Source organism: Woeseia sp. D3-10, assembly GCF_055809415.1.
Genome location: NZ_JBVVTW010000007.1, coordinates 2,007,221 through 2,032,962, shown reverse-complemented (window position 1 = coordinate 2,032,962; position 25,742 = coordinate 2,007,221). Strand labels below are relative to the sequence as shown.

Sequence of the window (25,742 nt, the reverse complement as noted above, 5' to 3'; positions counted from 1 at the left end):
GAAGTGAGTCCGCTTATTCGAACCACAGGGCCTGAGAACGGTTATCCGGGTGCAAACCGAACGTCCAGCCCGTGGTCCAGTCCGTCTCTGACAAGCTCAGGCCACCGATGAAAGTGCCGCTTTGCGGAGCACCCGCCGGGGCTGCACCGTCAACCTGCATCGTTGTGTAGCCGATGGAGTAAATCGGCTGCGTGCCTTCAAGCAATTGCAGGTCGGCGTCGTTCATTGCGGTCGGATCGACTGAAGTATTGTTGGCAATCGTTGCGAAAATATTGCCACCGGCTTCGGCAAAGCTGCGTTCAGTGGTGGTTCCATCAGCGAACGTTTGACCACGTGTTGCTTCAGCGCAGGCGAAAACGACAGAGTTGAGCGTCAGGTCGCCATCAAGGGCTGCCTGCTGGGTACGGTTGTCGATACGCAGGCAGTAGTTATCGTTGCTGCTGACCTGGTCGTTCGCGGGCATTGAGCCGATCAAGAGTGAATCATTGATCTCTGCGAACAGACCTTCGCGCAAACGCCAGCCTGCGCCCGGATCGTGCGTTGCGGTGGCAGCGCCGTTCGGCGAGATAACGCAGGTCAGGTTGTTGATCACGAAACGACTATTGATTCCCTGGCTGATCATGGCCTCGACTTCCGCCGGCAGCAGATCATCAAAACCGCCGATACCGTCGGCCTCGATGCAATGGTTGCCGTCGGTTTCCGACTGGATAACGAGCGCATTGGTGATCGTGCCGGAGTAACCTTCGTCGATATCGATGGCGTCATCGCGAACATACATGCCGACGAAGTTATTGAAGTTCACAGCGCCGCCAAACATTTCAATGCCATCGTCGAACGTCGAGTAAACCTGCAGGTTGTTGACGATGGTGTTGCGACCAACACCGCCGAAAGTAATGCCATTCAGCTCATCACCGTTGCCGACCGTCGCACCTGTGTGTTTGACAACAACGTATTCCATACGACCAGAGCTGTCGTCATTGTTGTCACCGCCATACTGCGATTCGTCAAGGCCCGCTGCGCCTTCGGCGTCCACGTGGCAGTCGCTGGTTGCGAGGTCATTGGTTGCGACAGAACCCGTGTAGGCACATTTGTTCGTAACGCCGAAGCCATTGATGACCATTCCACCCCATTGCTGTACATCTTCCGGACCAACGGTGCCGTTGACATCGGAAAGCGAGGTAAAGGTGATCGGGGCATCCGCACGGCCAACGGCAAACAATTGCGAACCGCGGTTGATGATCATGAATGACGCACTGGATTGAAATGCCAGCGTGGCTCCTGCTTCAACAGTCAGGACCGGGCCGTCGCCACCTTCTGCGATGCCGGCAGCCGCGAGATCTGCGTCGTTATCGTGGCTCTCACCAACAAACAGGCTGCCTTCGAAAAGGTGGGCGCCGTCGTTGGGCAAGTCCGCGAGGGTGAGGTCAACCATGAGGTTGTTACCTGCATCGACGAAAGACGGTGAGTACGTGCAGTCGGTGCCGTCGTAGGTTCCCTGAATCGATTGTCCGCCAGTATTCTGGTAGGACGCGCAGGGGTTCGTGGTGCCGCTGCTACCACCGGTATTGGTGGTGTTGTTGCTATTGGTGACAGACGTCACCGGGTCAATGTTGATATCGCCACTACCGCAACCTACGGCTACGATGCTTGTGACGACGGCGGTAAGCGCCAGTTTTGTTCTCATCAGTCAGTCTCCGGACAGGCTGTGCCGGCGACACCTCATGTGCGCCGGGCATTGAATTCCGCCGCCTATACCCGGGGCCGTTCGGTGCGCCACATGATAGGCGCGACGAATGGCAGGTCAGGTAAAACAGGCTGGTCGGGATACCGGGTCCGTAATGCTCTGGCCCGATGTCGGAGAGGACTTTAGAAATATCGTGTTTAAGTTAGGTAACAGATTTGTGAACAATGTGTGACAGCCCGCGCCAGATAAGCGAACGCACGGGCTGTCAGTGCCATTGTTACGGTTGGTTTACGGCTTCCTGCAGTTTGCGGAGCAGGTAATCACGCTGCATGACGCGGCCGCGGCTTACAACGGTATCGATACGGCGCGTGTTGGCGATCGAGTCCAGCGGGTTTGCGTTCAGTAACAGCAAGTCTGCTCTCTGGCCGGGCTCAATGCTGCCCATCTCACCCTCCAGACCGAAGAACTGCGCCGGGCGCACCGTGGCAGCGGCCAACGCCTGCAGCGGACTCAGGCCGGCCCGCACCAGCAAATCAAGCTCCGAATGCAGACTGTAACCGGGTGCCCCGTAGCCAATGGGAGTGTCTGTACCAGCGCCGACCGGAACTCCGGCGTTGTTCATCTCGGCAACCAGCTTCAGACTCCAGTCGCCGAACTCGGTGTTGCGCGAATACTCGTTCTGATCCCAGTTTTCGCCGGTCTCCAACCAACTCGCCGCAGGTTCGGCAGGCAACAATGCGGCAGCAGCCGGCCAGTCCGCTCGCGTGAACGGTGGCTGCACGGCCAGGGCATTGAGGCGCAATGTCGGTACCTGAATGGTACCCGCCAGAGAGTTGATGACATTGGCGCAACGGGCCTCGTCGTAACGAGCGATGGCGGGCAGGCGTTGCAGGGTATGCAGCGATGAGCGAAGTTCAAATCCGGAGATATCGTCCGCTGCAGCCAGTATCGCCTGTCGTTCCTCGTGCAGTTCCGCCGCATTGCTGGCACAGGCAAGTTCCACGTTGCGCAGATGCTCCATGGAATCGACCTCGGGTCCGGCCTGCATGGCGGTCATGCTGAGTGGCACGTGAGCGGCGATGGGCAGCTTATGTTCGCGCGCAGCCTCCGCCAGAGCATTGAACACATCCGGTCGTACCAACTCGTAAATCTTGATGAAATCCGCGCCGGCGTCAGCCAGCGCTGCAACACTGGCACGGGCCGCGTCCGGACTGGGGTTGGTGTGGCCGATCAGGGGTCGTGACTCGCCGTCGTAGACCACGAAACCGCCATCCTGCAGCGGGCCACTCCACCAGACCCGGGGCGCGTGAGCATCCTTGGCGCGCATTTCAGCGATGACCGGCTGCAGGTTTTCGATCATGCCGCCGGTATCGCGCACGCTGGTGATTCCGTAGTACAGGAACGACGCTGGCATCGACGGCGTGAATGCCGGGTCGTAGGTCAGGTGCACATGCATGTCCCACAAGCCCGGAATGAGGTAACGGCCGCTGCCATCGATTTCTTCGGCCGCAAGCGGCAGGTCGTCTGTGGCCGAGCCAACCGCGATGATTTCATCGCCATCGAAAATAACTGTCTGTGCCTCGCGCACGCCGTGCACTGCATCGATGACCGTTACGTTACGAATAGCGGTGCCGTGGGCGGCAGGCGGCTTGCTGCATGCCGCCAGCAAGCAGACAGTGGCAACGGTTGTAAATAGCAGGAGTGAACGAACAAATTTCATGGTTGCAGACCTATGTTGTAGTTGGTGACGAACGTCAGGAACCGCGAAATTTCGCTCATGTCCTGTGCCACGTAGCGCACCGTGTGCGAGTTAAGACGTTCAACGTTGGGCAGGTAGCCGAGTAATTCGACGGGTTGGTAATGCTTGAGGCTGAGATCCAGTTGCAACGGACCTTCGAGTACGTACGGCTTGAAATCCTCCAGCCTCGCCAGAGCGGCCAGGGTACGCTCGCGGATGAGTTCGCGGGCGGCGGCGGGCGTCAGAGTTCGCGCCGAGTGAAAACCCTGCGCCCACTTGACCACAGCGCCTTCCATGTCGCCGATGATGACCTGATTCTCCGCGACAGCAACGTCGTCCCCTGAAACCATGACAACCGGCACGCCAAACTGTCCCGCGATGGCTGCGTTCATGCTGCCCTCGGACATGGACATACCGTTGATACGAAGACCGGTAACGTTCGCGCTGGACATCGTGTGGGCGCGCACTCCGCGTTTGTTCTCAGTACTGGAGTGATAACCGATAAAGATTGCTGCATCGAATGATTCATCGATTCCGGCCATCATGCCGTGTTCGCGTGGCCAGGAGCGCACAACCATTACGTCGTCCGGGAGTTTCTCGATCAACAGGTTTTGACCGTTGCCGTGCGAATCACTGACCAGAATTTCGGTTGCGCCAGCGTCCCGTGCCGCGTCAATACACGCGTTTACTTCTGCCGTCATGAAGCCACGAAAACGTTCGTACTCGAAACCGCCAGGACCGAGTTGCTCGGACGTGACGACCCCTGCAATACCTTCCATGTCGGCCGAAATGTACACTTTGAGGGCTTCCGTATCCTGCGCCGAAGCGCTTGCCGCGAACAGCGCGAGTAACGCGCCCGCAATAATCCTGGTCATTTTCATTTCTTGCCCCTCTGGTAATCTCGGTGAATCAACTGGGAATGAATATAATGAGTTCTATGATAATTCGCTTCGTGGGCCGACTCGCGGCGGTGCTCAGTATAGCGTCTATGCTACTGGCTGCCGGGCTGGTTTCCGCCGCTGGCAACGATGACACCAGCCATCCGTACTTGCTGCTGATTTCCATCGATGGGTTTCGCCACGATTATCAGGCACGTTATTCAACGCCGGCGCTCGACCGAATATCCGATCGTGGAGTTCGCGCGGAATCTGTACAACCGGTCTGGCCATCATTGACGTTCCCCAACAACTACTCGATTGTGACCGGTCTCTATCCCGCCGATCACGGCATCGTCGCCAATGAGTTCCCAGACGATCGCCGGGAAGACTGGTATCGCTACAAAGACAGCGCAACCGTGCAGAACGGGGCGTGGTACGGCGGAGAACCGCTGTGGGTTGCGGCGGAACGAGCCGGCCTGATCAGCGCCACCTATTTTTTCGTTGGCTCTGAGGCCCGTATCGGTGGTGTTTCACCGAGCCACTGGCGGGCCTTCGATGCCAGCGTACCCGGCGCTGACCGCGTTACGCAGGTTCTCGACTGGCTCGCACTGCCGTTAGCCGAGCGCCCGCAGATGATCGGCTTGTATTTCGAACAGGTGGATGTTGCCTCGCACCGGCACGGCCCGGGCTCGGCAGAAAGCATCGCCGCTATCGAGCAGGTGGATCACTGGATAGGCGAGCTGCTGGATGGCATCGAGCAAGCAGGGCTTGAGGACGAACTGCATATTGCCGTGGTATCTGACCACGGGCAGAGCCGGTTCCGACCGGACCCGGAGCCACTGGTTTTGTCTGAATTCCTCGATCTGAACGGCGTGACGGTGCGTGCCAGTGGCGCGTTCGCGATGCTGTACCTCGACAATCCCGACCCTGCTCGTGCTCGTGAATTGCGTGATGCCATTAATGCCCGCTGGCAACACGGCCGTGCCTGGTTGCCAGCGGAAGCCCCCGCCGACTGGCACGTGCGCGACAATCCCCGCCTTGGGGACGTCCTGTTGCAGGCCGACGCGGGCTACGCGGTGGTCAACAAACGGCAGCCGGGTCGGCGACAAAATCACGGCGACCACGGCTGGTCTCCCAATGATCCCGACATGCACGGTATTTTTATCGCCGCCGGACCAAGGCTGCCAGCCGGTAAAGTTCTCGGCACGATCAGCATCACCGATGCCTACCCCCTGTTTCTTGAGGTACTGGGTTTACCCGACCGGCGTGACGCGCCGCCAGCATCACCGTTATGTGAGCTGTTGCAGGGCACGACCGCTTGCCTTCAGGATGCTGATCGCTAGCGTCACAGGATCATTCATTGTAACAATCATCGGCGACCACGACTGTGCGGCCATCAGCGGCGCTGACTATGGCCAGTCGTCAGCAAACGCCAACTAGTTTCTCGAGCTGCACACAACTCACGATTTCGGCCCGCGTGGTCAATGCCGCTACCGTCCGCCGGGAAAATTCAGAGCGGCGGTCTCTTTCGCGTGCTGCGTTTCGACTACGCACTACAACATCCCGTGACTGCCCCGATGGAACCCGGTCTTTGCCGGTAGCCATCAGCTGAGTACGCCATTCGCACGTAGCAACGCGATGTCAGCGACACTCAAGCCGGCTTCCGTGAGCACCTGGTCCGTATCCTCCCCTTCCCGGTGCGGCGGCATCGGCTCACGGCTTTTGCTACGACTGAATCGCGGAGCTGGAGCGGGTTGCTGCTGTCCTGCCAGGTCGATGTACGTGCTGCGCGCACGGTTGTGTGGGTGCGCAGCAGCCTCGTCAAAGTTGAGTACTGGCGAAAAGCAGGCATCACTGCCTTCCAGGAGGTCGCACCAGTAGCGTTGCGTATGCTGCGCAAATAAATTCGACAGTTCCCGTTTTATCTGTGGCCATTGGCGTTGATCGCGCAGCCTTTCTGCAACGCCGGAATCAGCACCAATCTTCGTCAACAGTTCATCGAGGAATGCGGGCTCCAGCGCACCGATCGCTACGTGTCTGCCATCGCTGGTCTTGTACACAGCGTATTGCGGTGCCGCGCCATCCAGTAGATTGTTGCCGCGCTCCGTACTCCACATACCCAAAGCTGACAAACTGTGTACGACTGACATCAGGCTCGCAGTGCCGTCGGTGATCGCCGCATCGATGACCTGACCCTTGCCCGAAGACTTCGCTTCTATATAGGCGGCGAGCAAGCCAAGCACGACGAAGAGACTGCCGCCCGCGTAGTCGCCGAGCAGGTTGAGCGGCGGTACCGGGTGTTCCTGATCGCCGATCGCAGCGAGTGCACCGGTCAACGCAATGTAGTTAATGTCATGACCGGCCCGTTTCGCGAGTGGCCCGTCCTGCCCCCAACCTGTAACCCGACCGTAGATGAGTTTCGGGTTTCGTTGCCGGCAGACATCAGGACCAAAGCCAAGACGTTCTGCAACGCCCGGTCGGTAACCCTCCAACAACATGTCGGCCTGCTCGACCAGGGTCAGCAAGACGTCTATGCCCGCCGGCTTTTTTAAGTCGACAGCGATAGAGCGCTTGCCGCGCGAATGCACATCGCGGCGACTTGCCAGTGCAAGGCCGGTTGCGGTTGACGCGCGTTCTACGACCACGACGTCAGCACCCATGTCTGCCAGCAACATGCCGGCGTAGGGCCCGGGCCCCAGCCCTTTCATCTCAATGACCTTAATGCCTGCCAACGGGCCCATCGCATTTCCTTTCTGATTCGCGGCTCAGCGGGACTTGCCAACTGCCAGTTACATCGTGCCCCGACAACACCCGGCGACGCCATCAATAACCACAAGGAATAAGTCATGCGTTTCGGTGTGATGGTTTTTCACAACAGATATAGACAGGGCAACGTTATAACCATTTGATCGTAAGAATACAGCAGCATAGCCAGTATGCTCCGTGCCATGCAAAACAGAGCCTGAGGAACTCACACGCTCTTGTTGGCAAACAACAACAGTGGAGACAGTCGTCGTTACGACTTATGCAGATTGCGACTTACTCTTCCGCGCCGCTCAAGAGTGCCAACTCACACCATGCAGTTCAGGCGTCCGCCGTTGGCTCGATTCATCGCTGCCGGGAGCGGGGCTTTGCACATTACTCCAGTACGTTTCTTTTACTTACGTTAAGGAATCAATCCATGAACATCAGATTGCTAATGCGCACTTTATGCGTTGCGCTGGCGTTATTCGTCACCGTACCCGCATACGCAGTCGGTGAGGCCACGGGCAATATTGTTGGCTCACTTGAAAACTACAGCGGCGGGGATTTCACCGTCAATGCAACGCACACGGCTACCGGCCGGTCGCGCGACGTCAACGTGGACGCAAGTGGCGATTTTCGCTTTTCGCAACTCCCGGTTGGCGCGTACGTCGTCTCCGTCAGTAACAACGGCAATGTCATTGCACAAAGTCAATACAACGTTGCGCTTAACGGCAACACCGTAGCGCGCTTTGAGGTGTCGGACGGAGCACTGGAAGAGATCGTGGTGACAGCCACTGCATTGACCGGCGACGTCTATTCCACAGACTCGGGTCTTGTGCTCAGCGAAACGGAAATTGACATCATGCCGGTCGCGCGCACTTTAACCGGCATCTCCCTGCTTGCGCCCGGTGTTGTACTGGGTGAAAGCAAATTCGGACTGAGCGGCGGACCGGGCTTTGCTTCGTTCGGTGGCTCGTCCATCGCTGAGAACTCGTGTTACATCAACGGTCTTGAAGTCACGAACACCAGCCAGGGCCTCGGTTGCGGTGCTGTGCCGTTCGAGTTTTACCAGCAGTTCCAGGTAAAGACCGGCGGGTACTCCGCACAGTACGGTCGTAGCACCGGCGGTGTACTGAATGCGGTTACCAAGAGTGGCGGTAATGAGTGGGAGTTCGGAGTTGGCGCCGCAATAGAACCGAAATCGCTCTATGAAGAAGGCAAAATCTCACGCGGCAACGGCGCACTGGGTGGCGGCCAGGGCGGCGTCGGCACAGGTCGCATTTTCCGCGACACGACCAAGGACGAGAATGACCTTTTCGAGTACTGGCTGACAGCATCCGGACCGATCATTGAGGACCGGCTGTTTGTCTACGCCATCGTCAATCCGCGTGACGAACAACAAAACTTCTCCTGGCAGGCAGGCTCGCCGTCTGCAGAGTTCAACCGCGACACGGAATACCGGGAAATCGACAAGTCCGGTTCGGACAACCTGTTCTGGGGAGCCAAGGTCGACTGGGACATCAATGATTACCATCGCCTGAGTGCCTGGGGCTATTCGAACCGCAGTGACGGCATTGACACCCACTTTGCCAAAGACCCGGTAACGAACCAAATCAGCTCTACGTCAAACTCGTTCTTTATCCGCAAACGCGGCGGAACAGCATCGAGTATTGCTTATACCGGCACGTTCATGGATGACTTCACGGTGTCCGCGATGTTCGGCACGATCGAAACCGAGTACACCACTGAACCGGATGACGTGGTTCGGTGCCCACGGGTGACTGACAACCGTACCCCGGCACCGGCCGCACCGTTCACTGGTTGCGGGCCCGGCGGCCAGTTTGGCGACAACCGCGACACGAATGAACAGTTCCGCCTGGATCTCGAGTATTCGATCGGCGACCACCTGGTACGCGTCGGTCTGGATAAGCAGGACCGCGACACCTTCCACCTCTCCTCGCCGATTGGCGGCGGTCGTTACACCTACTCAACACTCGCGCCAAACAGCACCATTCAGGGTACCAACGGTGTGATTTACACCAACACGACGGGCGCCCCGCAGGAGATTGTTAACAATCGCCTGTTTGATAATGGCCAGTCAGGCGGTAAGTTCACGAGCGAATTGACAGCCTATTACATCGAAGACGAATGGCAGCTGAATGACAACGTCGTTCTCTATCTGGGCGCTCGCAAAGACCAGCTGACGAATATCGGTGGCACGGGTGTTGTGTTCACCGACTTCGATCAGGAATGGGCGCCGCGCGTTGGCTTGAGTTGGGACCCAACCGGCAACGGTCAGGACAAAGTGTATTCAACGTGGGGCCGTTACTACCTGCCCGTCGCGAACAACACTAACTTCCGGGTAGCCTCTGGCGTCAGTGATACCACCACCCATTACACCTATACGGGTGTGGATCCAACGACAGGCGCACCGACAGGGCTTTCGCCGGTAACCGGTGATCTGAATACCTCGACCGTTGTGAACTCGGATGGCACGGCGCCCACCCAGGCGCAGTTCCAGGCTCAGGAGGCCGATCCGTTCTTCAAGGAAGAGTTCATTCTCGGCTACGAGAAGTACCTGTCCGATGAGGACAAAGTGTCGATTCGTTACGTGAACCGTGAAGTGGGCGCCACGCTGGACGACTACTGCGGCCCGCTCGCAAACGGCACGTACTGCACGCTGGTCAATCCTGGATTCGGTGGCACGTGGGAAGATACCGACGGCGTAACCCGTTTCCACCCGGCGGATCAGATCAAACTGCCGAAAGGGCGCAACGAGTACAACGCCGTGCAGTTGCAGTGGGACCATACGGGTGAACGGACCAGCTACAGCTTCACCTACTCCTGGTCACAAAGCATCGGTAACTTCGAGGGCGCGGTTAAATCCGATATCCAACAACCGGATGCAGGCATTACTCAGGACTTCGACTTCCCGGCATTGATGGACGGTTCGGATGGCTATCTGCCGAACGATCGGCGTCACGTGTTCAAGTTCTTCGGCTCCTACCAGATCAGCGAACAGCTGACGGCGGGCTGGAATGCGTCGCTGGCCAGTGGTCGTCCGCTCAGCATGTTTGGGCAGGGCTATCCTGATGATGCCGCGGATATCTACGGTGCCTACGGTGATACGTTCTACCTGTTCACCAACACCTGCAACACCGCCGGGGTCGTTGGCCCTTGCACACCCGCCAACGTACAAGCGGACAAAATCTACACGTTCAACCCACGCGGTTCCGGTGGTCGTACGCCTTGGTTAACCACGCTGGACGCATCGCTGACCTACGACTTCTTCGTGGGTGATGTGGACATGTCGGCCAACCTGCAGATTTTCAACATCCTGGATATTCAGGAAGCGACTTCGATCAACGAGCACGTTGAACAATCTGAAGGTACGGCGAACGAGTGGTACGGTGCCGCCTATGGCTGGCAGACACCGCGCTACGTTCGGTTGAGTATTCAGGCCCGTTTCTGAGTACGGCTTCAGCAGCAGTAAAAAAGGGGGCCATCTGGCCCCCTTTTTTTGGTCCGAAAGAGTCGCTGCGGTAGCGTAGGCGTTCCGGCCGGGAGCCGATTGCACCGTCCTAGCACGACTTGAAGGCGTTAGCCTGCCGTGATCCGATCCGCCCTGCCGCCTTGAGTTCTACTCAACAGATGCACCCTGCCTGATTTACAATCGGCGGGTTTTTTCTGCTCTGGAGAACAATAATAATGGACAGGAAATTTCTGATGACTGCCATGGGCTACGGCATACTCGGGCTGATACTCGGCATCTACATGGCCGCCAGCGAGAACCACAGCCAGATGGTGGCTCATGCTCACATCATGTTGCTTGGCTTCCTGGTGTCATTTTTTTATGCCGCAGTACACAAGCTTTGGCTACCCGGAACCACGGGAAAACTGGCGACCACACAGTTCCTTTTGCATCAATTGGGAACGGCCGGCCTGGTTGTCGGTCTGTATCTTCTTTACGGCCGGTATGTTCCCGCTGCAACCGTGGGGCCGGCACTCGGTATTTTCTCGATCACCGCACTCAGCGCCTTCGTGCTAATGAAGGTCATGGTGATTAAAGCACCCAGGGCATAGCGGTATAGGTATGCGGCAGTTTGGTCGTGCGTTATGCCCGGTTACTCGCCAATATTTTCTTTGAATTGCTAGAATGGCGCGACCAAAACTTGTTGGAGCAGGAATGAAAACCAGATTGTTGATTGCGGCCGTAGCGGCAGGAAAGCTGATGCTTTTTGGCCATCAGGTCGGCGCTGAAGCGCCGGTAGCGGGTGCAATGGCGAAGGAGCTCGACGCGTGTACTTTGCTGGTGCCAGCAGAAATTTCTCAGGTAATTGGTCACCCGGTCGAGCGTGATTTTCGCAATGACATGGGCTTTCAGGCCGATGGCTCTTACTCGTCAACCTGCGTCTGGATCATGGAACAAGCGGAGGGCGTAGAACTCAATCCGCGGGCTCCGCTGGGTGGCAGAAGTTTTGTAATCCTGAATGCGACTCAATGGCCAGCTGGCAGCGGACTCGCAAGCGGCTTCTTGCAGGATTTTCGCGATGCTGCCGATAATGGCGAAATACCCTCTGCACCCACACCGAAAGAGTTCGGTGACGAAGCGCTTTGGTGGGGTGATGGCCTGGCGGTTCGCAGTGGTGACATCAGTCTGGGAGTATCAGTGGTCATTGCCGGTGCGAAGTCCAGGCCGCGGGTACTGTACGAAGAGCGCTTGGCGCCGTACATAATGCAGCGCGTTGAGAATAAGAAGGCAGACTGAGTAATCACTGTCTATTGGCGTTGGCGCATTGCTCGCGCTGGTCGCTAACATCGCCGAAAAGAAAAAGGGGGCGTGACGTCTGGCGTCACGCCCCCTTTCTGTTTGCACACTCCACTACCGTACGCCCGCGGATTGGCGGGCGTCGCTTCGCTAGTTGCGTGGCGCCTTGGCGCCAGCCATCCGGGTGTCTTCATCCGGATGATTGATGTGGGCTTGCACGAACGACACATGCACCGCGGTAGAAATCGCCGTATTCTGGCCGGTTTCCGGATCCGGGTACGCATCAGCCAGGCGGCGTGCTGCGCGGTGTATCGACGATGCAGAAAGCTGGCCGTAGCTCTGGTGGTGCGTTGCCCAGTTCGTGTTGAGCTGGTGACTGTACGAATTCACGTCGAGATAACCGGCCCAGAGTCCGTCCGCGGTCTTGTCGGTCAGGTCGAGCTTTAGTTGCAAATCCCGCACGACATAAACGCCAGTGGCGACACCCGGCTGTGACCATGGAATGGTGATTGAATCGACGGGTTCTGTGATCAACACTCCGTCAACAATCTTGCCCTTGAGTTCTTCGATGTAACTCTGACCCCAACGCGTATCAACTTGCTGGGTTGCGCCAGCGATAAACGCCGTGCCGGTACCGTCCCGCGTCAACTCGTCCAGGCCACGATAGGTCGTTACCGTAACGTCGTCGTCATTGGTGAGGTCGTCCACATTAGTCAGCTCGATCAGCCAGCGGTTGTAGGCATTCCGGTACATGTCATCGGTTGCGAAGAACCAGATTACGCCATCCGTACGGTAAGCGTTGACACAACCCATCGCGCGGTACATCTGGTTATCGACACCTTCTTCGCCATCCGGGTTGGTAAAGTCTTCCGGACCAACTTTGCCATCAAGGTTCAGGCCGTAGGACGTTGGCCCTTGTGCATCGAAGAACGGCAATGGTTTTTCGTCCGTCGTATGGAAAGCCAGCCCTTCCCGCGCCAGTCGGGTTTCCATCTCGGTGTAGGTCTTGCCGCTGTCTTCGGGAAACAGCAGGGCATACTCTTCTCGCGGCCCGGTGTTGAAGCCTTGCGGGCACTCAACCTCACCGCGTTCAGATTCGTGAATTGCCCACACCCGTTTGGTCAGGACGTAGCCGATCCGGCCGTCCTTGGGTGCATCGGCCAGTGCCGCTCCACTCGTGGCCAGCATACCGAAGGCCAAGGTACCCAGAAGCAAGTGAGAGACCTTCGATTGCCGCACAGTTGTATTTGCCCACTTCGTATTCATAGGTGTCCTCTTCACTACCGGCGACTCCGTTGCCAGAATCATCGACGAAAATTGTTGCGCTGAAATACATCTCGCAGAATAAAAGCTTTGAAACCGTTGCGCTTGCCGGTGAACTCACCGTAGCCGTCACCGAGGGTCACCCCTGGCTTGCCATGATCACCGCTGTAGGTGTAGACCGGCCGATCGCGATAGGCCCAGACATGAATCGCTGTTTGCCCGGCGCTGGCTCGATGGCCGGTATCAGGGTCGATGGCCATGACGCTCCATAGCGGACTGTCGCTCTTCGCGTCGGTCGGTGCAGGAACGTACGGGAAGTTTTCACGACAGACCGCCTGGTCGCCGGCACCGCATATCGCCAAACGGTACGCCTGGGTCGAATCCGGATTATCGCAGGCCAGCTGCGCTAACGAATCGTCCCGGCAGTTGTACAGGTAAATGGGTCTGCCTTCTGAGTCCGCCAAAACCTGGCCGCCAGCTTCTACGTCCTGGACGGTAAATCCTTCGGGTGGTCGCAGGTCACGTTGCGTATAGACGTTGTGCCAGCCCTCTATATCAGCTCCCCAAAAACTTTGGGTACGTCGATCATGGTTATACGTATAAAGCGGCTGACCGCGGAATGCCCACTGATTAATGCCGGGTGAACGCTCGATGACGGTCCATCCATAGTGTTCCACAACGTTTTGCGGCGCCGGCACGGGCGTCCATGTGAGCAAGCAGGCATCGTGGCAATTCGAAGTATTGGGCGCATCGCCATCCCAGGCGTACACCGAGTATTTGTCCTTGTTAAGGAGCAGCCGTCCGGTGGAAGACTGAACGACAGCAAAATCGGGCGGGATGCCGTATTTCGGTTCTACGGGTACGCGCACGACACCGCCATCGCTGGAGCTTTGCATTTTCGTGCCGCCGTTAACATCGCCCGGTTGATGATCCAGTATCGAGGTGTACAACGGGTAGCCGCCGTAAGCCCATTGCGGTGTGCCGTCGAGACGCGGAATGATGGTCCAGTTTCCGACCTCTTCGGCGCCTTCGGAAGGAATAACAGGCGGCCATACGGCTGTACAACTCAGGCGCGTATCAAGATCAGGCAACAACAAGCCAGGAGGGTACGGGCTCATCATGCCCGCCGATGTGGTCAGAACCTCGTCCGTACAATTGGAAGGCTTTTCTTCCCGGTCGCCGGTTGCACCGTTGCGTAACGCCCGCAGTGGCCATTTGTAGAGTGTTCGCCCTTGTGCGTCCGCGAATACCGGCCCTTCAAACTGGCTGACGATAACCTGAAACCCGGGCGGCATCGGCTCTTCGATAAAGGGTTCGCGATCAGTACTTTCCGGCGACTGCCAGTATTTGGCGGCCTCCGGACTATCGGGCGTAATGGTTGCTGCTGCCGCGTCAGTTACGATCGGTGCGCCATTGAGTAGCGCTGTCGTCGCAAAGATCGCAAGTGAGACTTTGAGTAGAACCCTGAACTGGTTCGCCGATGACCGCATATCTACTTGATTCCTGTCTGGCCTAAGTACATTGCCCGCAACGCCGGTGGATGAACGCTAGTCCACACGGCGCTGGCAAAGCCTGTCGTCACATTTATACGAGGACTTCGTTGAATACTTCGGAGGTCTGATTGCTCAAGGTTCCCCACGACGGTACATCGACGCCCATCAGTCGCAATGCGGTATAGCCGACAACGGTGGGCGACGCGCCCTTCAGGTCGATATGCAATCCGGACTTCAATTTGCCGCCCGCGCGACCAGCAGTGAATACTGGCATGTCGTCAACGGCGTGAGTTCTCGCATTACCTACGTCAGTCGTGGCGTATATCAAGACATTGTCGAGCAACGTACCGTCGCCCTCTTTAACCTTGGTAAATGCTTCAACGAAGTCGGCCCACGATTCCATCGTGCGGCGGGTAAACCATGATGAGTTCGGCTGGTAGCCGAGGTCCGGATCGATCGGATCTTCATGCGTGCAGGTGTGGTACGGCTGTGGAAAGCCCGGTTTTACCAGTGCAGAGAAAGCAGCAGAAAACGCCATATTGAAGACCCGGGTCTGATCGCACGCGACCGCCATCACCATGAGTTCGGTCATCATGCGATGCCGCAACTGCACGGTTTCCACTTCTTTATTCATTGGTGGATCAACGGGTGCCTTGCCGGGGGCAATACAACTCGCGATGGGTTCAGGTTTGGTAAGACGTTGCTCGAACTGGTTCTCGAGTTGTCGCAAGCCGGTAAAGTACTGATCAATGCGATTGCGGTCTTCGCTGCCCACAGCTTTTAACAGCGTCTGGGTTTGATCCATCACACCGGATAAAACGCTTTTGCGGACCATGACTCGCGGATCAGGCGTAAACGAAGGCGCATTCGGGTCCTGGAAGTCCGGCCCGAACAGGCGTGTATAAAACTTCAGCGGCGACCATTCCGCAGGATTTGGCGTGACTTTGTTTACGTAACTGTAGGTGTTGGTAACGTCACCGGTTGCCGTCGCGGTAAGAGACATGTAGCGCGTCGTCTTACCGATGCGGTTGGCAATCGTGGTGTCGATGGTTTCACTCGGAATGCCGCCAGAAGGCGCTATGCCGCATCGCCCAACAACCCAACCCGTGAAATGGTTGTTGTTTGGAGACGCATCCATATGCGCCGTCGTGTTCGAGTAAAAGTTAATGTGATCGCGCACACGCTCCCACGAGGCAATCTCCTCGGGCAAGTCGTAGTTGGCACCGATTGTCTTCGGCACCATGATATTGGACGAGCCGCCGAGTCCGTAACCCCACGTGCCAAACCGCAGCGGCATAGGCGCACCAGCGGCGAGGGCTGTGCCACTCTCGTTCAAGAAGCAATCCAGCAGAGGAAGTGCAACGGTCACCGCACCACCGCTTAACATTCCTTTTAGAGCATTACGTCTCGTTAGCTTTTTCACTTTGATCTCCTGTCCTGCAATCGGAAGCGTGTCGCTAGCTGGCGTTCGAATTAATCGCCGCTTGTTGCGAGTTTCGCTTCGTCATCTGGTGAGAGGGTAGCTGTTCGACCTTCGTCATTCTGCTCTGCAGGCTGCGACGGCGGAGGCTCATTAATTTTGGAGAAGGCGTCGCTCAGAACGACCGACCGTAGCAAACCGCGCAAATGGTAGCCTTCTGCCTTGAACGCTTCAGTCATGTATTCCAGGTAAGCACGGTCTTGCTGTTGCACTGGTCCGCCAGTGCCATACGCAAAGACACGCTGAACCAGGCAGCTCGGCAGGCCGGGGTTGTCGCGCAATGCGTGCGCCAGGCCAATCGCATCGCTGTATTCCACACCGTCCAGCGAGCCTGTCGTGTCGATAGCGACGCCGTTCTCGGTCGTTCGAAAGCGACCCTCGCCGTCAAAGCTCTCGAGCGTCAAACCGATGGGATCCATGATTCGGTGGCAGCCAGCGCAGCTGGGTGTCTCGAGATGTGCGTTAACGCGATCGCGCTGTGTTGGGTAATGCGAGTCGGGATTATTGATGACCGAAAAATCCACGCTTGCCGGCGCCGCGGGCACGACCTGGCATAACAGCAATTCACGCAACGCCATACCGCGTAGCGTCGGCGAACTGCGTCCCGGATGTGCGTGCAGCGACAAGAAGCTGACCTGCGTCAACAGACCGGCCCGTGGGCTGTCTGCCGGAAGCTCGTAAGGTACCCACCCGGGACCCGCTGGCATGTCGAACTGAATCGCCAACTCAGGGGTCATGAACGTTGACCGGGTTGTAAACAGATCGCGGTAATCCTTGTTTTCTGTCAACAGGTGATTGATCACGGTGCGCAGGGTTTGTTCCTGGGCGGCTGCCGCGGTCACACCTGTGAAGTTCGGATAGATGGTTGGATCTTTCGCGAGGGTCTGGAAATCGGCGAAGTGCAGCATGTCGCCGAAGAACGCCCGCATACCAGCGACGAGTCGCGGGCTGGCCAGCATACGATCTACCTGCTGGGTCAGTCCGCTTTCGGTCTGCAGGTCGCCGCTTTCAGCGGCGTCCAGCAACTCGGCATCCGGCGCGGCATCCCAGAGAAAGTAGCTCAAGCGCGAGGCGAGTGAGTACGAATCGAGGCGCAACTGCCCGGGGTTATCGGGGTCTGGTTCGGACTGCTCGACGACGAACAGGACTTCCGGGCTAAGCAACAGGGCTTCGAGTGCGATTTCAAGGCCAGCGTAGAAGTCTTCCAACTTCTCAGCACCCATTCCGGCATTGTCGACCAGCGTTGTGAGTTCAATATCCGTCAAAGGGCGACGAACCAGCAAGCGACCCGTTTCCGACAGAAACTGGGTGGCGCACGCTTTGTCCGCGGTCTTGGCGTTGGCGGGCTTGCACGGCAGCAAGAATTCGCGGTGCGTGGGTCCAACGACTTGTGCGGCTACGGTTGTACCCGCCGACTGGAACTGTTCAAGTTGAGAACTGCTGACACCGGCGATTGCCGCACCGTTCGCAAGCAAACCTTCTTTGCGTTCGAAGGGAGGGAACTCGACTTGCAGGTCGATACTGGAACCAAAAACGTACCGTAAGGAATTGAAGTACTGGGCGGTAGAAACGAGGGACGCACGCGGTGGCGTTCCGGCGCTTTCGGGCTCCGGTGCGGATGCCGAGCAGCCAGCAAGAACGAACGCCGAAAGCAGACTGACAGTGCAGCCGCGCAACCACGTTTTAGCTTGGCCATGAGAGGCCGGTTTGGAACTTCTATTTAACAGAAGCGCAGAAGCGTTTTCCGTCGGTACCATGTGGTTCACCTGTAGAGCCGCCTATGCTCTTGGATGCTATCAGGTCCCTTATCCGATATCGCCGCTTCGATCTTGATAAAAAGTTATGAACTATGACTCGTATTTACTAACAGTCTGATTTATCTGGTTTTCGGGGGTTATTTTGTAAGGCTTTCGACGACCTGAAAACCCGCTGCAGGCGGTCAGGCCGCAAGAGCCCGTAATCGCTGACAATGCAGGTGCAGAGCCGCTTTCAGCGACGATTGCGGCACCGCGCCAGGGGCGACGGTCAAGCATTTTTCGAAGCGTATTTTCCTCGATTACAACGCAAAGTCGTGTAGCGCTTTTAGCGCCGGTTGCTCACTGGCGATGGCTTCTCAGTCTATGGGTGCATGTGTAGACTCGTCACGAACAACAATTAAAAAGTTTGCACAACGTCTTGTACGGCCAAAGCGAAAGCTTTGGTCGTCTTGTCGATACGACACACAAGTTCTGCGAAAGAATCCGCCGCCAGACACATCGAGTCACTGGGGCCGATTACCGATTCAGCCATTGTCAGCGGCCAACCCCGTGCCGATCTACTTCTGGAGAAAATCGTTTATGAGTATCGTTAAAAAATTCTTTGCCACCGCGAGCGTTATTTGCTGCCTGTTTTTCGCGGTTACTGCTAATGCCCAGCAACCTGTGGATGCACGTTCGGCCGACGGCGTAGCGTGCAAGAAGAATCGTTTGAACTGCAACGATACACCGAACCCGTTACCCAGGTTTGACTCGGTCTGGATTGAAGAAATGACCTGGATGGATGTACGCGATGCCATGGCCAATGGCAAGAAGACCATCATTATTCCTACCGGTGGAGTTGAGCCCAATGGTCCGTGGACGGCGCTGGGCAAGCACAATTACATTCTGCAATCGACCTGTGACGCGATTGCCAGAAAGCTTGGCAACGCGTTATGCGCGCCGGTCATCAAGTTCGTGCCAGAAGGCGATATCGAAAAGAAGACAGGCCACATGAACACCGCCGGTACGATCAGCGTCGAGCAGAGCACGTACGAAGCAATCGTTGCGGACACCGCACGAAGCATGAAGGCACACGGCTTCGAACATATTGTGCTCATCAGTGACAACGGTGGCAGCGTCGGACCCGGCATGCAGGCTGTGGCCGAAAAACTGAACGCGGCGTGGGGCACTCAGGCGGTTCTGTATATACCCGAGTATTACAGGAGCTGGGGTGCGGTTGAGGACATGCTGGTAGAGAAAGGCGTGCAGGAAGCGGGCGTCAGTGACGGCGTTCATGATGACGCAACTGTCGAACTGATCATGATGGTAACGGACCCTGAGACGGTGCGCTGGGAACAGCGAGTCAAGACCGGCCAGGCAACCATCGATGGCGTTTCAATCGCTGATAGAGAAAAGACAGTCGAATGGGGCCGCAAGTTGATTGATTACCGTGCGACTGTAACGGCTGATGCGGTCAACAAGGCTATCGCGCAGGACTGAGCAAGGAGAGTTATGCCCTTGATTCAGTGAGTGAATATCGCGTCACTACCTGATTGACAAGTAAGTGTCGCCGACAGACGATGAGTGGTCATCGCTGTCGGCGGCTGCGGCGAACTCCGGTTCGACGCCCGGCCCGGTGGGATCGACCGACGACGCACACCGTGCACGTAGGCCAATGAAATCTCGGTTGTACCGATAGTCGATAGGTCATCGAAACGCACTGCGAGGAGCTTGTTCGCGTCCGTGCAGCGGTTGATGCTCGTTGGCTGCGTTCAACCCGATTCGATCCGGAGTAGAACGGAACGTAGTCGCTGGCGGGGATCGGGAAGGCCTGCAGGAGCGCAGTCTGAGGTAGAACTCCGGCGCGGGTGCGCCTGCTCCTGGTTTTAACGATGAATAACCCTACACCGTTAAAATTCGGGGGTGGTGGCTACATCCGTATGTGCCACCACCCCCTCATTCCAAACAATAACGCTAGCTACCGATCAGAACTCGACTCGGAAACCACCCTGGTAAACACGACCCAGGTAGTCGTAGAGCGCATGGTTGACAGGTGAGTAGAAGAATCCATCAGAACCTGGATTTGCCGCTACAACCGTCGGGTCCGTGTCGAAGATATTTCGGATGTTCAGGAACAAATCGACCTCGCTATCACCGAACGGAACCTTGTAACTGAACGCCGCGTCGTAGAAGAACTGACGGGCAATGTCGTTCTCGCTGGTCGTCCGGTGCGCAGCCGTTGATGGCGGGCAGAACGCACTGCACTCGATGTAGCGGTTGTCGTAAACGCCGGCGCTGATTCCGCGGGCGGATACTGAAACCGTCATCGGCTCTGTGGCATAAGACAGGCTGGCATTCAGACGCCAGTTCGGCGGCTCACTAGCACTGTTCTCACCGGCTGTTTCCCGAATTACACCGCTACCGTCGTTGGTGGTTCTTTCAAGGTAACGTGACATCAGGACACGGGCTTGCAGGTTGCCATCCATGATCGGCAGGCTGTAAGAGGCTTCAATGTCGTAGCCTTTTGCCGTTTCTTCAACGTAGTTAAACGGTGAACGTCTAACCTCGGTGATGTCCTGAGTGCCCGGAACAAAGTCAATCGCATCACAGAAGCGCTGGTTGCCGAGGAAGCATCGGTCAAGCGTTTCCTGCAGAGACAGCGTATCGATTGAATCTTCGATTTCCACAGCCCAGTAGTCGAGGGACAGGCTGAACTCCGGCATGAAGGTCGGCTGCAGAACAATGCCTACGCCTGTTGCATCGGCCAGTTCCGGCACGAGGTTCGGGTTACCGGTACGTGGTGCAGGAATCAGGATCAACGGATCACCCGTGAATGGGTTGATGCCGGAGACGATACCGCCGCCGCCTTCGCTGATCAGCTCGGCCAGGTTAGGGGCACGGGCATCTCGTGACTGCGTAGCGCGGAACCGGATACCTTCGACCGGCTGATACGTGGCACCTACTTTCCAGGTCGTAAGATTGCCGGAGGTACTGTAGTCAGTGACGCGAACAGCGCCATTGAGGTCCAGTGAATCGGCCCAGGATACATCGCGGAGCACCGGAACAACCGTTTCCATATAAATTTCAGTCGAATCGACGCTGCCGTTGGCAACGCCATAACCACCGATGTACCAGTCGCGGTCGCGTGAGTAAGGATCATTCTCGCCTTCGACGGAATCCTTTTTGTAAGCGAGGCCGGCTGCTACTGATATCGGACCTGCCGCGACGGAGAACGGTTCGCCCGAGATCGTGAATGCCGCTGCATCCTGAGTGATCTCTTGCTTACGAAACGCTCTGACACCTGCACCTTCGATGAAGTCCACAGCAGCTTGCGTATTAACGCCAATACCCATCGGGTTGTAAGGCGCACAACCATTGGTCGGATCGGTAAGCGTCGAGCGGCAAACGATCTCGTTGCTTACAGGATCGCGAACGGCATCAAGTGCAAGAGCAACATTGGGCATATAGTGCGCATGATCTGCAATTTCCGTGTGTTTGGAAACGCCTTTCGTGTAGTACGCGTCCCAGTTCCAGTTGGAGCCAAAGGCTTCAAACAGGCCATTAACACCCAGGACCACGCGATTTACCTCGTGCTCACCGTCGGTGCCGATAATGCCGAGATCGGGATGCTGCGTACCCAGCCGGAACTCCGTTATACCTTGCGTTGCCATTTCCGTCGCGACGCTTGCAGGGATGAACGGGTTGTCGTCCTGAATCGTGATACAGCCGTTGCATTCCAGCGAGTAGGCCCAGTTGTATGTCTTGCTGTAATCCGAGCTTAGCTCTGCATAGACTTCGACCGAATCATTGATGCGATAGTTGGCGTGCGTGAAGAAATTCCGATTCTCCGCCTCTGGAGCCAATGTCTGACCAGCTCTTGTGGGACGGACGTCGGCCTTCTTCCAGTCACCACCGCGCATGTCCGGATCGAAAACCAGATCACCGTATACGAACTGATAAGGTGTGCCACCCTCGGCAAACGCCGTACCGCGTAGCGCTGTGTTGGTGATGATGCCGCCTGCAATACCATTACTGGTTGCAACCTGATCAAGGAGAATACGCTCCGGTTGACCGTTGGTTGGCGTGTAGTGCGGGTTGTACATGAACTGCCAGCCCTTCATGTTCCAGGGGCGGTCGTTGATTGAAATGCCGTCAGCCGTTTTGTAAGCAACGTTCGCTACGATATGGCCGCGATCGCCGGCGAAGTCCATGCCGCCGGTCAGCGACGCACCGACGTTGTCACGGTCGCCGTAGTTGGTAGCACCACCGGACACACTGGCTTTAAGGCCGGTGTATTCTTTGTCCAGAATGAAGTTAACGACACCGCCAACAGCATCTGAACCGTAAACGGCGGAAGCACCACCTGTGGCCACCTCAACGCGTTTCACGAGGTTCTGCGGGATGTTATTGACGTCAATGGTCCCTTCCATAACAGAAGGTACGACACGTCTGCCATCGAGGAGCACCAGTGTGCGGTTCGTTCCCAGGCTTCTGAGGTTCAGGATATTCATTGCCGCAGTACCAGAGCTCGCGTTCTGGATGCTGGAACCCGGCGTGTAACTACCGGCGAATACTGGAAGAGTGTTTACCGCTTCAGCGATGTTCTCTGACCCAAAAGAATTGAGCATTTCGTCGCTCAAGATGGATACAGGCGTCGGATCCTCGTAGCCGTCAACCCGCGAGATACGCGTTCCGGTGACGGTGATCTGTTCGATCGGTCTGTCGTCCGCTGCCGATTGATCTTCGGATGTGTCAGCTGACTGGGCCAAACTTAGCCCTGGCGCAGCAAACGAAGCTGCTGCTATCAGTAAGAACACTTTGCTAATAGTCTTTAGCTCAGTGTCAGGCCTAGTACTCAGCTCTGTTTTTGCCAAGTGCTGGTCAATGGCATGCATAAAAATCATCTTAATTTCCCCACTATCAAGTGAATAATCCGAACTCAGTTCATGGCCCGGATCCCCATCCCCATCTTTTCTTTCATTTTTTTCTAAAATCGGTGGCCCACCATGTGCGCTACCTGTGAACCAATTTCGTAAAAGGATTCTTTCGCAACGCGGAACTGCGAGCTCGCGACCTCACTGATTGGCAGTGCCAGTTCGGACTCGGCCATGGCATCGGTAGCGAGCCTTGCGAGATCGCGACCGAATGATGTTCCAGCGCCTATACCGCGACCGTTGTAGCCGCTAATTGAAAAAATATTTTCGTCGAGGCGATGAAAACGTGGCAAAGAATCAGGCGTCATCCCAATCCAGCCATACCATTCGTGCTCAAATTCGACGTCGCTCAACTGTGGAAACAGCTTGGAAAGTGCCCGCCGCGCCCAGCTTCGATGTACCTGTTTGCCGGTGCCGCGTAATGCTCCGACACTGCCGAATACCAAACGGCCTTCGGCGTCGAGACGCATCGATGACAGGACGGCTGACGTATTCCAGAGACCCTGACGTTCGGGCAGTATTGTGGCGAGTAGCGAGTCACTGAGTCGCCGGGTAGCGACGTTGAAATACGGCAATCGAACGAGTTCAGTCTGCAGTGCCTGTGAGAAACCGTTCGAGTAGGTGTTGGTAGCGACGATCACCCGGGGTGCGGTGACACTCCCGCGACTGGTCTTGATTTTCCAGCCGCCAGACACCGATTCTGCTGACAGAACCGGACTCGAGGTATGAATGGTTGCGCCACCCGTTATCGCGGCTCGGGCCAATGCCCGTGCGTAAGCGAGAGGTTGAATTGTTCCGGCTCGCCTGTCGAACAACGCACCACTGTAAGTATCAGTACCAACCTTTTCCCGGGTACTCTTGGCATCCAGCAACTCGACGGACGCGCCCAGTGACTTCCACTGACGTGCACGTTCAGTCACTTCTTTGAGGCCGCTCTTGCCGACGGCACAGTGGAGCGTACCGCTATTGAGCGCTTCGCAGTCCATGCCATATTTTTCAACAAGCTGAAAAACCATAGCCGGTGCTTCGCTAAGTTGCTCAATAAGCCGTCGGCCCAGCGTTTCTCCCAGGGTATTGCACAGGTCGAACGGCTTGACCCACATCCCGGCATTAACCAGCCCAACGTTACGGCCCGAGCCACCAAAACCAATCTCCCCAGCCTCAAGCACCACCGTACGATGCTTTTGCTCGGCCAGGTGCAGGGCGGCTGATAGGCCTGTAAAGCCCGCGCCGATAACCACGACGTCTGCAGTGATGTCAGCTTTCAGAACTTCTGTCGGGGGCACCGGGGGAGCGGACACCTCCCATAAGCCGTGTGTCCTCGGGTCATTCTGCATTGCTACACACTCCGATGATTGCAAGTCATCGAAGGACCGCGATAGACGCGGGATTTTTTTGCGCTGTACAAGCTGGTGTAGTTACTGGTGTGCCAGTTACGGATGGCAAGCGTGGTCAACACATCGCCAGCACCCCGGCTTACTGACAGGTGCGGCGCAGATGGCAAGTCCAGAACTGCATGGCAAGCACCGGTTTCGGTGTCAGCTGCCTCATTCATTTCGAATGCGATGCCATTTAGCCGTAACGTCACGCTGCCTCCGCAGTCAATACGAGAATAAGTGCCATGCTTTTCCCGCTGATTTTATTTGAGCTAATCCGCATGGCCCCAGAGTGTCGGGCTTAACGCATGCGATTAAAAACGAGGTTTCGGCAACATGTAGTTCAAAATTGTAATGACCAGCGAACAACACCTCGGTCGATAATGAGTACGTGAGCAAAGGAACCTCTGCAGGTGACGCGTGCAACAAGTAGTTGCTGCGACACTCTTATGTTCAGTCCTTCAATGGTTTGCGAAGGGCAAGCTACTGCAAGGCGTAAGCGCGCTATGAGGTTCCTGTTGCATTTTTTGTAGGTGAACGAGAGCCGGAAATTTGGTTATCCTGTCCAATGAACAGCGCGCGCCTTGATCTGGCCGGTTAACAAACCCTTGGCTGTGATTCGGCGTTCTTGATCTCTACACTGGTTCTTCACCCACTTTTGGTGCCCATAAAAATGCCGGACTACGTTTCAATATGCTGACGTTTGATGCACAAGCTGTCGCGAATTCCTTACCTTACGATCAACTCATAGCGGCACTGGAAGAAGCTTTCCGTAGCGAAGTTGACGTTCCGGATCGAGCGCATCACCAGATTAAGGTCCCGGACGAAGCGGACGGCACGTTATTGCTGATGCCCGCCTGGCGCACAGGTAGCGTCCTCGGCATCAAGATTGCGACAGTTTTCCCGAGCAACATGAAGAAAAGTTTGCCGTCGGTTAATGCCAGCTACCTGTTGATGAACGGCACTACCGGCCAACCGATGGCCATACTGGACGGTGCGGAGCTCACCGTGCGTCGCACCGCCGCAGCGTCTGCGCTGGCGTCAAAGTATTTGTCGCGAGCTGACGCATCCACTTTGCTGATGGTTGGTACGGGCAAACTGGCGCCCCACCTGATTCGGGCCCACGCGACAGTTCGCCCCCTTGAGCGCGTTTTAATCTGGGGTCGCAGGCAGGAAGCCGCGCAGGCAGTTGCTGATAGCCTGGCCGACGAACCGTATTCGGTGACCTTCGTGGCAGACATTCAATCCGCGGCGGAAGAGGCCGACATAATTTCCTGCGCAACACTGGCAACCGAGCCTTTGGTTAAAGGCGGCTGGTTGCGTGCAGGGCAGCATGTAGATCTTGTTGGTTCGTTCACTCCCGAGATGAGCGAAGCCGACGATGAGGCGATGTCGCTGTCGGACGTTTATGTCGACACTTACGCGGGCGCACTGGTTGAGGCTGGAGAAATTGTCAAAGCCATGAAGTCCGGCTCGCTTGAGCGAGCCGATATTGTGGGTGACCTGTTCGAATTGACTCGCGGAACCTGCACGCCTCGGCGCTCACCGGAAGCAATTACTTTGTTCAAGTCGGTCGGTTCAGCGCTCGAAGACCTGGCTGCAGCCGAACTTGCGGTACGGCAGGGCACCACCCAGACCTGAGTTTGC

17 protein-coding genes are annotated in these 25,742 nt (G+C 56.8%); 6 read left to right on the top strand and 11 right to left on the bottom strand.

What is annotated here, in order from left to right; translation table 11 throughout:
- Nucleotides 1–13: 13 nt before the first annotated feature.
- From AC0L8N_RS09565 to AC0L8N_RS09555, 3 genes are all read right to left on the bottom strand, one after another.
- Entirely contained in the window at nt 14–1,684 is a 1,671-nt protein-coding gene (locus tag AC0L8N_RS09565; RefSeq protein ID WP_473667414.1) for a serine/threonine protein kinase, read from the bottom strand.
- Nucleotides 1,685–1,961: 277 nt separating this feature from the next.
- Complete coding sequence (locus AC0L8N_RS09560; RefSeq protein ID WP_473667413.1) at nt 1,962–3,404, bottom strand: amidohydrolase family protein; 1,443 nt, start codon at nt 3,402–3,404, stop codon at nt 1,962–1,964.
- On the bottom strand, nt 3,401–4,303 hold the full coding sequence (locus tag AC0L8N_RS09555) for a M55 family metallopeptidase (RefSeq protein WP_473667412.1): 903 nt from the start codon (nt 4,301–4,303) through the stop codon (nt 3,401–3,403). Before AC0L8N_RS09555 ends, AC0L8N_RS09560 begins: the two co-directional genes overlap by 4 nt.
- Before the next feature lie 47 nt (nt 4,304–4,350).
- On the opposite strand from AC0L8N_RS09555, the gene AC0L8N_RS09550 reads away from it, so the two are divergent.
- A complete protein-coding gene (locus AC0L8N_RS09550) occupies nt 4,351–5,643 on the top strand; it encodes an alkaline phosphatase family protein (protein WP_473667411.1) in 1,293 nt (430 codons plus the stop codon).
- 261 nt (nt 5,644–5,904) lie between these two features.
- Here the strand turns inward: AC0L8N_RS09550 and AC0L8N_RS09545 are convergent, their stop codons facing one another.
- Nucleotides 5,905–7,041 (bottom strand): CaiB/BaiF CoA transferase family protein, encoded by a 1,137-nt coding sequence (locus AC0L8N_RS09545; protein WP_473667410.1) that lies wholly within the window; start codon nt 7,039–7,041, stop codon nt 5,905–5,907.
- 440 nt (nt 7,042–7,481) lie between these two features.
- Here AC0L8N_RS09545 and AC0L8N_RS09540 point away from each other — a divergent pair, with 440 nt between their 5' ends.
- The 3 genes from AC0L8N_RS09540 (at nt 7,482) to AC0L8N_RS09530 (ending at nt 11,813) form a co-directional block, all read left to right on the top strand.
- A complete protein-coding gene (locus AC0L8N_RS09540) occupies nt 7,482–10,517 on the top strand; it encodes a TonB-dependent receptor (RefSeq protein ID WP_473667409.1) in 3,036 nt (1,011 codons plus the stop codon).
- 236 nt (nt 10,518–10,753) lie between these two features.
- Nucleotides 10,754–11,128: a TonB-dependent receptor gene (locus tag AC0L8N_RS09535; protein ID WP_473667408.1), complete on the top strand. Its 375-nt coding sequence runs from the start codon at nt 10,754–10,756 to the stop codon at nt 11,126–11,128.
- A 103-nt stretch (nt 11,129–11,231) separates the two neighbouring features.
- Nucleotides 11,232–11,813, top strand: coding sequence for a hypothetical protein (locus AC0L8N_RS09530; protein ID WP_473667407.1), 582 nt, complete (start codon nt 11,232–11,234; stop codon nt 11,811–11,813).
- A gap of 150 nt (nt 11,814–11,963) precedes the next feature.
- On the opposite strand, the gene AC0L8N_RS09525 is transcribed toward AC0L8N_RS09530, so the two are convergent.
- The 4 genes from AC0L8N_RS09525 to AC0L8N_RS09510 form a co-directional block, all read right to left on the bottom strand.
- Nucleotides 11,964–13,079, bottom strand: coding sequence for a hypothetical protein (locus AC0L8N_RS09525; RefSeq protein ID WP_473667406.1), 1,116 nt, complete (start codon nt 13,077–13,079; stop codon nt 11,964–11,966).
- A gap of 38 nt (nt 13,080–13,117) precedes the next feature.
- Nucleotides 13,118–14,566: a hypothetical protein gene (locus AC0L8N_RS09520; RefSeq protein WP_473667405.1), complete on the bottom strand. Its 1,449-nt coding sequence runs from the start codon at nt 14,564–14,566 to the stop codon at nt 13,118–13,120.
- A gap of 94 nt (nt 14,567–14,660) precedes the next feature.
- The gene (locus AC0L8N_RS09515) at nt 14,661–15,992 is read right to left on the bottom strand and encodes a DUF1552 domain-containing protein (RefSeq protein WP_473667404.1); all 1,332 of its coding nucleotides are present in this window, start codon (nt 15,990–15,992) and stop codon (nt 14,661–14,663) included.
- Between the two features lie 50 nt (nt 15,993–16,042).
- Nucleotides 16,043–17,725: a DUF1592 domain-containing protein gene (locus AC0L8N_RS09510; RefSeq protein WP_473667403.1), complete on the bottom strand. Its 1,683-nt coding sequence runs from the start codon at nt 17,723–17,725 to the stop codon at nt 16,043–16,045.
- A gap of 660 nt (nt 17,726–18,385) precedes the next feature.
- Between AC0L8N_RS09510 and AC0L8N_RS09505 the strand changes: the two genes are divergently transcribed.
- A complete protein-coding gene (locus AC0L8N_RS09505; protein ID WP_473667402.1) occupies nt 18,386–19,285 on the top strand; it encodes a creatininase family protein in 900 nt (299 codons plus the stop codon).
- 485 nt (nt 19,286–19,770) lie between these two features.
- On the opposite strand, the gene AC0L8N_RS09500 is transcribed toward AC0L8N_RS09505, so the two are convergent.
- The 3 genes from AC0L8N_RS09500 to AC0L8N_RS09490 all read right to left on the bottom strand — a co-directional run bounded on the left by AC0L8N_RS09500 (nt 19,771) and on the right by AC0L8N_RS09490 (nt 24,307).
- Nucleotides 19,771–22,554 (bottom strand): TonB-dependent receptor plug domain-containing protein, encoded by a 2,784-nt coding sequence (locus AC0L8N_RS09500; protein WP_473667401.1) that lies wholly within the window; start codon nt 22,552–22,554, stop codon nt 19,771–19,773.
- 218 nt (nt 22,555–22,772) lie between these two features.
- On the bottom strand, nt 22,773–24,056 hold the full coding sequence (locus AC0L8N_RS09495; protein ID WP_473667400.1) for an NAD(P)/FAD-dependent oxidoreductase: 1,284 nt from the start codon (nt 24,054–24,056) through the stop codon (nt 22,773–22,775).
- Nucleotides 24,057–24,058: 2 nt separating this feature from the next.
- Nucleotides 24,059–24,307 carry a hypothetical protein gene (locus AC0L8N_RS09490; protein ID WP_473667399.1) on the bottom strand — a complete coding sequence of 83 codons (249 nt, stop codon included), beginning with the start codon at nt 24,305–24,307 and terminating at the stop codon, nt 24,059–24,061.
- A 481-nt stretch (nt 24,308–24,788) separates the two neighbouring features.
- Between AC0L8N_RS09490 and lhpI the strand changes: the two genes are divergently transcribed.
- Nucleotides 24,789–25,736 (top strand): bifunctional Delta(1)-pyrroline-2-carboxylate/Delta(1)-piperideine-2-carboxylate reductase, encoded by a 948-nt coding sequence (gene lhpI, locus AC0L8N_RS09485; RefSeq protein ID WP_473667398.1) that lies wholly within the window; start codon nt 24,789–24,791, stop codon nt 25,734–25,736.
- Nucleotides 25,737–25,742: the final 6 nt, after the last annotated feature.